This window comes from Fibrobacter sp. UWH6, from assembly GCF_900142465.1.
Classification (GTDB): domain Bacteria; phylum Fibrobacterota; class Fibrobacteria; order Fibrobacterales; family Fibrobacteraceae; genus Fibrobacter.
Genome location: NZ_FRAX01000027.1, coordinates 1 through 12,290, shown reverse-complemented (window position 1 = coordinate 12,290; position 12,290 = coordinate 1). Strand labels below are relative to the sequence as shown.

The 12,290-nt window shown below is 46.7% G+C and carries 11 protein-coding genes and 1 pseudogene; 5 read left to right on the top strand and 7 right to left on the bottom strand.

Going from position 1 to position 12,290, the window contains the following annotated elements; all coding sequences use genetic code 11:
* Nucleotides 1-83 precede the first annotated feature (83 nt).
* Both BUB73_RS15535 and BUB73_RS15530 read left to right on the top strand, forming a co-directional pair.
* Nucleotides 84-1,661 carry a ribonuclease E domain-containing protein gene (locus BUB73_RS15535; RefSeq protein ID WP_073287236.1) on the top strand — a complete coding sequence of 526 codons (1,578 nt, stop codon included), beginning with the start codon at nt 84-86 and terminating at the stop codon, nt 1,659-1,661.
* A gap of 98 nt (nt 1,662-1,759) precedes the next feature.
* Nucleotides 1,760-2,320 (top strand): flavin reductase family protein, encoded by a 561-nt coding sequence (locus BUB73_RS15530; protein ID WP_073161227.1) that lies wholly within the window; start codon nt 1,760-1,762, stop codon nt 2,318-2,320.
* Here BUB73_RS15530 and BUB73_RS15525 read toward each other — a convergent pair.
* Together BUB73_RS15525 and BUB73_RS15520 are read right to left on the bottom strand one after the other, a co-directional pair.
* The gene (locus BUB73_RS15525) at nt 2,313-2,906 is read right to left on the bottom strand and encodes a hypothetical protein (RefSeq protein WP_249269395.1); all 594 of its coding nucleotides are present in this window, start codon (nt 2,904-2,906) and stop codon (nt 2,313-2,315) included. The genes BUB73_RS15530 and BUB73_RS15525 overlap by 8 nt on opposite strands.
* A 32-nt stretch (nt 2,907-2,938) precedes the next feature.
* Nucleotides 2,939-3,778, bottom strand: coding sequence for a metallophosphoesterase (locus BUB73_RS15520; RefSeq protein ID WP_073161229.1), 840 nt, complete (start codon nt 3,776-3,778; stop codon nt 2,939-2,941).
* 44 nt (nt 3,779-3,822) lie between these two features.
* Here BUB73_RS15520 and BUB73_RS15515 point away from each other — a divergent pair, with 44 nt between their 5' ends.
* Nucleotides 3,823-4,395: a GNAT family N-acetyltransferase gene (locus BUB73_RS15515; protein ID WP_217650919.1), complete on the top strand. Its 573-nt coding sequence runs from the start codon at nt 3,823-3,825 to the stop codon at nt 4,393-4,395.
* 24 nt (nt 4,396-4,419) lie between these two features.
* Complete coding sequence (locus tag BUB73_RS15510) at nt 4,420-6,285, top strand: hypothetical protein (RefSeq protein WP_139259242.1); 1,866 nt, start codon at nt 4,420-4,422, stop codon at nt 6,283-6,285.
* Between the two features lie 3 nt (nt 6,286-6,288).
* On the opposite strand, the gene BUB73_RS15505 is transcribed toward BUB73_RS15510, so the two are convergent.
* From BUB73_RS15505 to BUB73_RS15485, 5 genes are all read right to left on the bottom strand, one after another.
* The gene (locus tag BUB73_RS15505; protein ID WP_073287230.1) at nt 6,289-7,371 is read right to left on the bottom strand and encodes a PDDEXK nuclease domain-containing protein; all 1,083 of its coding nucleotides are present in this window, start codon (nt 7,369-7,371) and stop codon (nt 6,289-6,291) included.
* Nucleotides 7,372-7,523: 152 nt separating this feature from the next.
* Entirely contained in the window at nt 7,524-8,183 is a 660-nt protein-coding gene (locus tag BUB73_RS15500; RefSeq protein ID WP_073287227.1) for an HAD family hydrolase, read from the bottom strand.
* 18 nt (nt 8,184-8,201) lie between these two features.
* Nucleotides 8,202-9,224 (bottom strand): polysaccharide lyase, encoded by a 1,023-nt coding sequence (locus tag BUB73_RS15495; protein ID WP_139259241.1) that lies wholly within the window; start codon nt 9,222-9,224, stop codon nt 8,202-8,204.
* An 86-nt stretch (nt 9,225-9,310) separates the two neighbouring features.
* Complete coding sequence (locus tag BUB73_RS15490; RefSeq protein WP_073287221.1) at nt 9,311-10,489, bottom strand: hypothetical protein; 1,179 nt, start codon at nt 10,487-10,489, stop codon at nt 9,311-9,313.
* Nucleotides 10,486-11,316, bottom strand: a complete 831-nt coding sequence (locus BUB73_RS15485) for a TIGR02147 family protein (RefSeq protein WP_371523057.1) — start codon at nt 11,314-11,316, stop codon at nt 10,486-10,488. The genes BUB73_RS15490 and BUB73_RS15485 overlap by 4 nt, the downstream gene beginning before the upstream one ends.
* Nucleotides 11,317-11,554: 238 nt before the next feature.
* Here BUB73_RS15485 and BUB73_RS18065 point away from each other — a divergent pair.
* Nucleotides 11,555-11,659 (top strand): annotated as a pseudogene (locus BUB73_RS18065) (DUF763 domain-containing protein); the annotation flags it as partial.
* Nucleotides 11,660-12,290 lie beyond the last annotated feature (631 nt).

Here is a 12,290-nt window from a genome sequence, read left to right as displayed (position 1 = left end):
AGTTTTTGTATACGCCTGTTCCCAAAAAAATGATTTATTCTTAATAAGGTTCGTCATGATTTGTTTATGTTGAAGACATGAATATGAAAATGTCTCTTCTTATCGCCACTTTAGGCACCGTTGTAAATCTTTACGCCCAGGAAGCCACTCCTAGCGCAACCGTATCTGACACAACAGCAGCACCTGCCGCTGAACAAAATGCAGCCGCCATCGCGGAAGCTCCCGCCTCTAGCGAAGCCCCCGCTGCAGCAGAAGCAGCCCCCGCAGAAGAGGTCAAGGCAGAAGAAACCGCTGCCGTAAACCCTGAAAAGAGTGCCGAAGAAACGGCCACGGCAGAAGCCTCCACTCCCGCAACAAACGAGACTGCCCCTGCCGCAAATGAGACAACCCCCGCAGAAGCCGCTGACGAAACTGCTCGCGAAACTGCTCGCGAAACTGCAGAAAATGTACCCGCAGCCGAAACCACCCCAGAGCAGGTCGCTGTAGCCGACACCGCAACCACCAGCGATTCCGTGGCAGTCCCCCAGGATTCCACCGCTCCCATTCAGGAACCTGCACAAACCGCAGAAAAGCCCACCAAGGGCCCCCTGGATGTCTTGCATGCCAACATTTATAATGCTGTAGGTAACGAAGCCGCAGCCGCAACCATCGGCGGAAATATAGCCGCACCCCGCAAGATGTACGGAATCAAGGGACTGTACCTTGAACCCACCAACGAAAGGGCTGCACTGGCCTTCGGAAATACCACCACATACTTCCTCGCCTTCGACAATTCCCAGAGCATGGGATTACTCACCGCCGGTGTGGCATTCCAGAAGTTCGGCGTTTCCGTTGACGGATCCTTCGGCAAACAGTGGAACGATGCAGAATATCCCATTACCGAACAAAATGAAAAAATCACCTATGGCGGCTCCAGCATCGGCGCAACAGCCTCGTTGCAGGTCGGTTCCTTCGACATCGTCGCAAGCGGCCACTACGTAAAACCCGAATCCGAAGGATACAGCGCAGACCCCTTCAATAAATGGGAACAGAACATCTGGGACGCTACCGGAAAGCTAGCCCTTTCTTACTCCGGTGAAGAAGTCTTCTGGACTTTCGGAGTGGAAGGTTTGCGCCATAGCTTTACCACCGACACCAAGGTCACCGTGGAAGAAGTCATCAAGGGCGAAAAGAATCACGTCATTACCAAGAGCTCCGTCTCCGATACCTCTTCACGAATCGAGTTCAAGCCTACATTCAACATTGGCGCAGCTGTCCTCAAGGCTGAAGATGCCCGCATCTATCTTGGCGTCAACACCCGATTCCCCTTCGCCATCTACGATGAAATCGAAAACATCATGGATAGCCATACAAGATTCAGCGCATTCGTCACACCTAACATTTTTGGCGAAGTCGCATTGAATCAGCATATGATGATTTTCGGCGGCGCAAATCTTGACTGGAACGTATTCTCCTACGAAAAGTACGAACTGGCTGATTTTGTCGCAACCAGCAGAACCACATTCGCCAACACGACCACAGTCAACCTTGGCTCCCGTTTTGAATATGGCCGTGTTGCCGCAGAACTTGCATTCACAAAGCAGTTCCTGCAGAACCCCTTCGGCAGCTTCTCTACCACCGACGGGTTCGCTGTTGACCTAGGCCTATTCGTTAACTTCTAGTGAAATTTTCTCCCATCATGAAAGTCTGCAGAAATGCAGGCTTTTTTTGTTGTAATTGAAAATCTTTTTATTATTTTCAATGGAAAGAGGAAATTTCTATGCGTAAAAATCTTGGTGCCAAACCCTATCTTTATCCCCAGCCCGTATTGGTTATCGGAACCTACAACGAAGACGGTACGCCCAACGCCATGGTGGCTGCATGGGGTTCCGTCAGCGACATGAACCAGGTCGCCATCTACGTAGCCAACAGCCATAAGACCATGGACAACATCAAGGCACGCAAGTGCTTTACTGTTAGCATGGCCACCGCCGAAAACATCAAGGAAATTGATTTCCTTGGACTTAACTCCGGCCACAAAGTGGCAGACAAGTTTGAAAAATCCGGACTTACCGCCGTCAAGAGCAAGAACGTCGACGCGCCCCTCATTGCAGAACTGCCCCTCACCCTGGAATGCAAGATGGTAAGCTACGCCGAAGAACCGGAACTGCTTTTAGGCGAAGTGGTGAACGTTACCGCCGACGAATCCATCCTCGACGCCGAAGAAAAAATCGACATCAAAAAACTGAACCCCATCTGCTACGATACGGCAGGACATGGTTACTATGCCATCGGCGAAAAGGTTGGCAACGCCTTCTCCGACGGAAAAAACATCAAGTAATCATTTCGCAGGCGAATAAAATTCCGGCCAGCGGCACGATAAAAATCCACACGCCCCGGAAATAATTTTTTAGGTCCGCGTCACTCATGGTAGAATGATCTACCAGCGAAACAAACAGATACCAAAGCCCTATATAGCCCCACCAAGTGTGGGGCGTTTTTATGATATACTGCAAAAGGAAATAGCCAACGGTAAATCCTACCACAGTAGGAGCCACCGCAATCAAGGCATGCTGAACCATCTGCATGGGGAACGGCCCCCGGGCACAATAACTCACATGCCCTAGGCAACCATCCTTGTTTTCGAACATGCATACATCCGTCACCTTGGCCCCAGTAACGACCGCCAAAATCAAGTGCGACGTCTCATGAATAAAAGTCCCCGGGAAGGTCACGAAATTCACAAAGGCATACGCAAAATTCACGCTGATCATTCCGAGCAATTTTATCTGGAGACGCTCCAAGGCATATAGGGCAAAACCAGCAACAACCGGCACAAAGATAATGGCAACCGCCACCATAAAGCTGACTGCGGCGACGGCACCCGCCTCGTGGCCCCAGCCAAACCAGGAAATAATTTGATGCATCGAGGGTACGTTAAACATAAAAAACCGGATGCCTAAATATCCAACAGGAAATCTTCCCTATGCAAATTGTTTTCGCGATACGGTTCTTCATCAGGGTAGCCAACAGGATTGCAAAGCAGCAAATGATTTTTTCCGAGGCTGTCCCGAACTACCTTCTTGATGGCGGAATGGGTGTGTCCCGCCTGCCAGATGGAACCATCATCCAGATTACTCAAGAATTTTTCACCTTGAAAATAGAAGTAGGTCGACAGCGGATCCTTCAGATACATTTCGGCCATGCCGAATTCCATGGGCAAAAAATGACTCATCATCACCTTCGGGCGGGCAGCCGTCAAACTGTCCATAATTCCCGCATAATGATTCCAGAGGGCCTCCGTATCATTGCCTTTGTAATTCCAATGGCGACCGTCAAACCAGCGGGTAGACCAGATCATCTTATACTCTTCTACAGAAGCATCGGGAACATGCTTGTAGGTAAAATCGCACATGCCCATGCACCCGGCAAAAACATCTACCGTCAAATTTTCCAGCAGGTGAAGGTTTGGAATTTTCGCAGCCTCTTCCAGGTAAAAGGTAATCTTACTTTCGGACGTAGGGAAATCTCGATCCGAACCGAAAACGCCCTCACGTTCACAAATGACATCGTGATTTCCCAGGCATACAAAAACCCGGCTGTACTTCGTCGCGATAAACTTCAGAAATTCGACGTAGGTAAAATAATTGTTGGCAATGTCCCCTGCGATACAGCAAACATCCGCCGGCAAAAAATTCCTGTCGAAAAATTCCTGAAAATAGCGATGCAGTAAAGATACTGTCCGTGTTAGGGGCGCGTAAAAATCAATATGCAAATCGCTAACGAAGAAACATTTCATAGGTGCAAATTTACATTTAAAAATTTTTCCTGTTAAGTTGCTTTTTGTTAGATTTCCTGGTCACCATGATCAAGATCCGTTCCGCAAGAATCGAAGACGCCGCCGCGCTACAGGCCATCTACAAACCCTACGTAGAAGACACCGCCATTACCTTCGAGTATGACGCCCCCACCGTAGAAGAATTTGCAGCAAGGATTGGGGGAACGCTGGAAAAGTACCCCTACCTGGTAATAGAACGAGCAGGAGCCGCCACGGGTTCCGACGAGAACAGCACAGAAATTCTTGGCTATTGCTACGCGGGAGTTTTCAAGGGACGAGCCGCCTACAATCGCAGCGTAGAAACATCCATCTACGTAAAGCTTGGCGAACATGGGAAAGGCTACGGCCGAGCCCTGTACACTGAACTGGAACGAGAATTGAAATCCCGTGGATTCCTGAACACATGCGCCTGCATCGCAAGCCCCAAACCAGGCAGCACCCGCCTAGATAACAGCAGCCAGAAATTTCACGAAAAGCTAGGCTACACTCTAGTAGGAACCTTCCACGATTGCGCCTACAAATTCGGGCAATGGTACAACATGATCTGGATGGAAAAGATGCTAGGGGAGCATTTGTAGATTATGTTCAAGTTGGGAGGACCTATGAGGATTTTATATGCAATATTGTTATTGTGCGTCAGCGGGATTGCACGCAACCTACTTGAAAATGACTTATCAACCATCGGTTTCTGCTGTTTTGGAGATTGCAAACCTGAACCAAATCAAGAAGACGTCATTGATTCCCTGGTTCCAAGCATATTCAAAAGCTTGCCCACCGTTCAAGAAAAACTGGATCACCCCAAAAACAAATTCACTCCGGTCATCGGGGTTGTCAATCACATAGAAGTGGTAGCACACTCCAGCAAGTGGAACGCCTATTCTTCCCGTTGGGACGACAACCCAGTCCTATGCATTTTTGACGACCCAGATTGGCGATCAAACCGGTCGATTGTCGTAAGCAATGTGGACAACGAAATAGCGGAGCAATTCACCGCATGGGACAACTGGCTAGATTCCACTCAAAGTGTTCTAGAACGGAGGGCTACCTTAGACCAACTGCATTCATTTTCTGATTTAAGATTTATCCGTGACTCACGCGAGGTATTAACCCAACTAATCAAAGTTGGTATAAAAGCCACCTATTCCTACGACACCAATTCTCGTTCATGGAAGGAAGCCGATACAACGGTTTACCTTTACCTGCCCGTCATCACCACCCCCTACTACGTCCCTGCAAAAAACGGGATAGAAAATTCCGTCGATTTACTTAAAAGCCTGATTCATATACCACGAAATTCAAAGAGAGTATTTTTTGGAGACGGATTTTCTCAGCAGGTTTCAACTAATCAGCCCGAGGAATTAGACCCCAACCAACTCAAGGTTCTTCCATACAAATATTCCTTCCGCATCCCGAGAAATCCCATTCCAAAATTGCATCAAGAAATCGGACACCTTATCCGGGAAAAACGCTTCAGCGAAATTTCCAAAGCTATGGATAAAATCATCAATGCAGCAGATTCCACCTACCCCATCTTTGGCTCAGCCCTTACCGATGAAGATTACAAGTGGTTGAATCTTCTTTCTGGAAACGGAATCCGATTGACTCCCTACGATACCTTAAAGTACAGGGAATCTCATAGAAGCCTCCAAGGAGTAGCGAGTAGAGCAATCTCAATACCAGAAATTTATTCCTGGTTAGATAGCGATGGTGCCTACAATGACATCCTAAAAATTGAAGATGACTTTAGCCGTATAATCGCGTTGAATGAATACGCTTTCAAAAAGCGTTCATCAGAAAATCAAAAAGAAAAAATGGCAGTTCTTATAGAAGAGAATTTGGACAAAATCCCCAATCAAGATTTAAGACATTACCTGGTGAAGCGTTACTGGAATCGAGAAGAATATGGCGGTTATTTTTCCTTTGGCATAGGGCCTGCACTTGATTTCCCCCTTGGAGGTCTATCTTCATATATCGACCCCGGAATAGGCGTATCTATGTTCATAGGCGGTGGGTATAAGCAATTTGGTGCCGAGTTCCTTATGCAAATTTTCCCCGATAAGGAGTTAAAAAAACGTCCTGAGCAAATTTCCGAAAATACAAACGACTATATCTACGACAGCTTCGTCATCGGTCTAGATCTTCACTACCGCTATCTCAATACAAAGTATTGGGAAGCCGACGCATACATCGGTCCCACCGTAAATATCAGCAGAATCATAAATATTGATTCCAACGAAAAAGATTGGCCCGTCGATCAAACGTCTGTAGGTCTAGATTTTGGCGGAACTCTAAGCTATTTTGAACTAGGTCATGTATTTGGGCTGAGGCTTCGCCTAGGCGCATCTACCGAAAACGCAACAAAAGCCTTTGATACATTTTCTCTGAAGCCCTATACCGCCCTAGAAATCATCGTCAAATACAACGCAAAAAATAAGGTTGATTTTGACTGGAGCAAGTACGGGGAATAAAATTTATCCACCTAACTGATCTTCCAGTTCCTTGATAGAGGGCAGGCAACTCTTGAAATCCTTCGGGTAAATTTTCAACAATTCAAATTCTGAGATGGCGATGGGATTGACCGAGCCCTCCAAGGAATACTGCGCAAGAACTTCGTCCTTGTCCTTGCACACCAAAATACCAAGCGTAGGCTTGTCTTCTGCGCTTTTCAACAAATGATTCACGGCCACCACGTAAGTGCTAAGCTGTCCAATGTACGCAGGTTCAAACTTCCCTGTTTTCACTTCAACAACCACATAGCAGTGCAACTTGGTGTTGTAAAAAAGCATATCAAGAAATTGTTCCGTTTCACCGACCTGCAAACGATATTCTCGCCCCATGTAGGCAAAACCGCGTCCAAGTTCCATCAGGAACATTTCAATATTCTTGAGCAGAGCGTCTTTCAATTCCCGTTCCTCAAAATCGCTACGAACTTCCACAAAGTCAAAGCAATACGGGTCCCGAGTCAATTCACGAGCCAAGTCCCCCTGCTCCTTGGGCAAAGTCGTTGTGAAGTTAGTAACGGCTCTACCTTCACGCTCATACAGGTCTGTATCAAGAAACGTGAGCAATACGGAACGGGACCAACTGTTTTCAATGGTCTTTTTTACGAAGAAAAGAGCCTTTTTAGGGGAATTTTTACAAGAATCAATAATAAAGCGATGATGTCCCCAAGGGATTTTCTTCAAATCGTCCACAAGTTGTGGACGAATTCGGTTGTTCAAATCGTCAGCAAGTTGCTGACGATTTTGTCCTTCTACATAATCCTTGTACAAATCGTAGAAATACACGGCGTATTTCAGAGTCGTCGGCGAAAAACCCTTGGCATTCGGGATTTCACGGCGTAAATCATCGCTGAGTTTTTTATAGAACCCGCTGCCATAGGTATTCTGGAATTTTTTCTGCTGAATGTCGCGACCCAAGCTGTAGTAAAAGCCAATCAACTCGCCGTTAACAGCAATGGAAGCCTTGATTTGCGACTGGGCATAACGCTTCTTAAGTTCAGAAATCCAGGTAGTGTAAGTCTGTGGCAGATTATTTGGATTTTTTCTGGGCATAGTATCTCCTTTTTTTTGAAATTTTTTTTTACAAAACAAAAAAACACCTGATTTTTTATCAGGTGTTCAGGAGACTTTTCGTAACGCTCGGGATGAACAATAGCTTTTATATAAAAATTGGCAAGGGTTACTTTGTTAAAGATTTGTAAATTCTAGAAAAGTTTTTCCAAAACTCCCGGCAGTTCGTTAAAGTTATGGAGAACGGCGGCAGGGTTGTTGGCAGTGCCGAAACCGTAAGCTGCGTGGATAAAGGGAATTCCCGCAAAATTTGCAGCAGTTTCATCGCCGAGAGTGTCGCCGATGTAGACGCAAGTTTGCGCAAATTTTTCCTGAAGGTTTCGCGCGGAACTCAGCCCATTTCGTTCACAGATAGCCTTGATGTTTTCGCCCTTGCTTTTGCCAGTGCGTCCAGACATTTCAAAGTCCTTGAAGTACTTCTGCAAATGGCAGGATTCCAGAAAAGCTTCGATGTACCCGCAGGGGCAATTGCTGACGATGAACAGTTCATATTTTTCAGCAAGCTGTTCCATGAACTTCTTTTCAAAAAATAGCGGGGCGCCATGTTCCTTTAAGTAAGCGCAATGAGCCACCGCGCACTGGCTGAAAATATCGGCGCGACGTTCTTCTGCCATGTCAGGGAAATAGATGCGACCTATTTCCTGAAGGTTCTTGCCCATCACATTTCGAAGGTCATCTTCAGAAATCACCTTGCCCGTACCGTTCTTCTGGAACACCTGATTCCATATGAGAGTCAAGGGAGCGACTGTATCCCAGAGGGTTCCATCCAAGTCAAAAATTAGGGCATTAGGCATGGCCGCAAATTTAGAAATTTATAATTGCTGCCCGATGGCGTTAAAGTCTTTGTCGTTCTTGAAAAATTTGGAATTTTCGCTTGGACGCAGACTGCTACGCTTGCCGCTACGGCTGCTGGGGAAAGCAGGCTTAATCGCCGAAGTGCCTTCGTCAGAAGAACCAGGCTTCACAGATTTCACATTGATAGAATCCGTGGAGACCACGAAGTTATCGTAACGCACGAACACATCTGTGGAGGGCGCCCAGGTGTCATCGTCTCCGCCATGGAATGTAGAGAGATAGAACTCGTCTATTTTCTGGTCCTGGAAATCACGCAAACGCAAGGTATCCAAATCTAAAGCAAGTTCTCCGTCGAACCAGCTTTGCACAATACCGTTCTTGTCGCCCGTGCCTTCGGTGGAAACAGAATTCATAACCACGCGGGTCACCACACGGTGCCATTTACCCGGCACAAAATGTTTTTGTTCCGCAGTTTCACCCAGGTTCCATTTGGCGTCATCGCCATAGGTACTCGCCTGATCCACAAAGTACAGATACTGCACCACAGCTCCATTTGCACGCCACATGATGCGGGCGCTCCAGCCGTCACCTACAGAGGGGCGATTTCCGCCAGTATAACATTCACCGCCACAAAGTCCCGGCAGCTTTCCACCTTTCACAAATTCAAAACCAGGCTCGAACTGAATATCGTACGCCACCCACATTTCTTCTGCAGAAACGTTGAGCGGCTGCTTCACCTGCCCGGCGCAGGCGGGGCGCTCGCCCTCGTCATTGGGCCCTACGCAACCCTTTGGGTACTTCAGCTGCAGAACCATCCCGTGCTCTTCATCGTCCTGCACAATCTTTGCATTCTGGCCCCCATTCTGCTCCATGGCATACCAACTGGATACGCCCGCCTTTTTAGGGAAGTCCTCCTGGGCCATCTTATTGGTGTACAGGCCGACAGCACGATTTTCAAAATCCACGGAGAACACCACGTCGGCAAGAACTGACGTAGCGAAAGACAAGATAAATAGACTGATTCCACTGACAAATCTCATAACGCAGCTCTATTGCGAAGACTCACTCCCCTGAAAATACAATCTTTTCGAGGAAAGTGATCCCGCAGATTCAATGAAGCGCAATGCTACTTCGTCAAATATTCTGCAAAATTGAAGCTGTTCAACGAATCAAGCATTATTCCTTCGGGATAATCCTCCATGTTGAACCTCTTCAGCTCCTCCCGGCAAACTCCTGCAAATTCCTGGGCCAGATTATTAAGAATCTTTTCCGCCTTTGCTACAGGCACCACACCCGCACACTCATAATTCATGAAGAAGTCTTCGGATTTGGCGAAAGTTTCAGTTGCCCTGGCTACAGAGCAATCCCCTTCAGACACCATCTCGCCACCAATCCCTTCGCATTTTTCCTGGAAGAAAAGACTATCCCGCTGGCAATGATCCTCGAACAACTCCATGGTCTCGTATACACTGACACCGAGGTAGACCAATTCCGGATTTTTCACATCATTCACAAATTCTTCATTCTCTGTATACAGAAAGTTTACGGATACGGAAAACTGCAACTCGCCTCGACCTATACCGGCGTTATGGTAGTCCAGCCAATAGTTGTTGAGACCAGGAACTTCAATAAACTCCAGTCGCTTATGGGGAAACACGTCAGCCGGACTTCCAACAAAGCACACCTTCAAATCGCCCAAACTAAAACCATACACACCCACCAGGGTATCCATACCCGCTTCGTAACTCTCCTGGAACGAACGACATCCATCCACATACTGCTTGCGATAGGCGTTCCATACAGCGGCCGTATCTATCACGTCCAGCTTCAAAATGCAGGCATGTTCCTGTTCATGGAATTGACCATGCCTGGTTTCGCAATCCTTGCCGAATTCCTCATGATATCCCGAGGTCGTGTCCAAAGAGCCTCCAGATTCCAATTCGTAGATTCGCTCCACAACAAACCAGTTCTTATCCTTTTTCACAAGTTGCATAGACTTGTCACTATAACCCTGCCCGTGAATTTCAACCTGGAGAACTTCCTTATACTCCCCATCGCTAAAATTGCGGACCTCACAAGAACCCACGCGACTTACAAAATTATAAAGGACTTCGTATTCCGGACCATCATGCCTAATGCAGGGGAACGAATCCGCGTCTCCTTCAAAATACTCCTTTTCAGCATCATCCATCTCCACAAAGGAATACTTATCGGCATTTGGAAGTTCGGCGGATCCACCCGCCACTTTTTCGCTGGAACAGGCACAGAGCATAGACAACAGAGCGCCATAGATATACTTCTTCATTTTTCACCTCCTATTGTATTGCGGGTCAGCGGAAAAAACTGCAGGTTCAAATGATAGACCTGTTCAGCAGAATTCTTCTCGGTGGCAATGGCCACCACCTTTCTCCGCAATTCCTCTATTTCACCAACAATTTTTTCGTAGTCCTCTCGGTCGATACCCACGGTGACACCCGAAATATTGCGTTCTTCAACAGAGACCTTGTCCATGGACTCCTTGGCAAAGTCACTCATTTGCTTATGCATGGAGCGCACCAGCATAGGTAGGGCCGCAGCCGATGCTGCCACAGACTTGTTGGTCTGGCGAAAACCTTCCCCATCCTTCTCCAAGAACCCCGCTTTAACCAGGAAACTCAAAGTCTCGCTAACCTCGGCGGCTGTGATGGACGGTATGCACATTTTGGCCATTTCCAAAGGCTTCGCCCCTGGCATCATGGGAGCCAGTTCCCGGATCACGGCATTTTTCCAGGATTCATAAAATGCGTAAGCCTCCCCTTCCAGCAGGCGCACCCTATGGGCTCCAGCGATATCGCACATTTCCTTGTAGGCATTCTTTTTATCGGAATCCTTCTTGGCTTGGCTGAACATCACCAGGGAACGGAAGTACACACGTTCAATCCCTACGAAACCCATGACGGATGCCACACGCTCCACACTGAGGGGAGAAAGACCGCTCTTACCTTCGCACACCAGCTTGATGAAATTCGGCGAACTGAAACCAGCCCGCTTGGCAAATTCCCGCCAGGTGAAAGCGCCGGTCCTTTTGCGGTCTTCGTAGAAGTCCTGCATGTACTGACGGTAGTCCTCGTATTCAATTATGGATTTCAGCATGACGATAAATTAACTTCGTTATTTTACCTCGTCAATAAAAAAATTATACAAAATTAATCTTTTTACACAAAATTCACGCTTTTTATAGCTTCTATACAAAAAATTAAAGTTTTACTATACAACAGTATTCACCATATAGGTGTTCAAGGCAAGCTCAATGCCCTTTTGAGTTTGACAAGCCGTTTTAAATTTGAGTACCTATGAGAAATGCCCAAACGTACTGGTGTAGCAGACCTGCCTCTGCGCCAAGGTGGACAACACTGCCGTACAGGATGGGTTCCAGCTTTACCAGCATAATTTCATTGTGACCGATGAAGGCGACTGGGCGGTGGTTCAGCAGGGCTATTGCGAAAATTCCACGAGCAAGGTTCATAAGGTCCCTCAACAAGAAATGTGGACTCTATTGAAAATATATTTTTGGACCATGGCGTGATTTAATAAGAGGATAAATCATGCTTTCATATTCATTGTTAAATGATTTCCAAACCGAGTGTCGCAAAAACATGTTTACATGTTTTTATGACCGAGGTGCAGAATCAAAATGACGAAGTCATTTCATTCCAGAATCGAGGAAAAAACAATGTCTAGAGTCCATTACAATGAAGAAATGAAGCTGCAAACGGTCAAACTCGTCCTGAAAGGCGAAAAGTCTACAAACCGAGAGTCGCGACAAAGAAACGTGAATTGGAACGGAAACTTAAACAACGTGAAAAGGAACTTGCCGAAGAAAAGTCCGCAAGTCGAATATCGTAAAATAAACTTTTTTGGCTCTTCATCAACATGTGTGGGTGGCTTCGCCACCCTTTTTTGTTGACTTTCGCCTAAATTAAACAAAAAATGGGCTATTTTCTAAAATTTAATCGCCAAAAAAAACAGAAGAAAAAGCCCATGTCAAAATTATACAAATCCATCTTCAATGTCAACGGCTGTACTGTCGTCAAGCAGGAGCAAACCGATACCACGGTCACCATCAC

Coding starts and splice junctions, on each gene's coding strand:
- BUB73_RS15535 (WP_073287236.1), top strand. CDS start 84: ATGAAAATGTCTCTTCTTATCGCCACTTTAGGCACCGTTGTAAATCTT.
- BUB73_RS15530 (WP_073161227.1), top strand. CDS start 1,760: ATGCGTAAAAATCTTGGTGCCAAACCCTATCTTTATCCCCAGCCCGTA.
- BUB73_RS15525 (WP_249269395.1), bottom strand. CDS start 2,906: ATGCATCAAATTATTTCCTGGTTTGGCTGGGGCCACGAGGCGGGTGCC.
- BUB73_RS15520 (WP_073161229.1), bottom strand. CDS start 3,778: ATGAAATGTTTCTTCGTTAGCGATTTGCATATTGATTTTTACGCGCCC.
- BUB73_RS15510 (WP_139259242.1), top strand. CDS start 4,420: ATGAGGATTTTATATGCAATATTGTTATTGTGCGTCAGCGGGATTGCA.
- BUB73_RS15505 (WP_073287230.1), bottom strand. CDS start 7,371: ATGCCCAGAAAAAATCCAAATAATCTGCCACAGACTTACACTACCTGG.
- BUB73_RS15500 (WP_073287227.1), bottom strand. CDS start 8,183: ATGCCTAATGCCCTAATTTTTGACTTGGATGGAACCCTCTGGGATACA.
- BUB73_RS15495 (WP_139259241.1), bottom strand. CDS start 9,224: ATGAGATTTGTCAGTGGAATCAGTCTATTTATCTTGTCTTTCGCTACG.
- BUB73_RS15490 (WP_073287221.1), bottom strand. CDS start 10,489: ATGAAGAAGTATATCTATGGCGCTCTGTTGTCTATGCTCTGTGCCTGT.
- BUB73_RS15485 (WP_371523057.1), bottom strand. CDS start 11,316: ATGCTGAAATCCATAATTGAATACGAGGACTACCGTCAGTACATGCAG.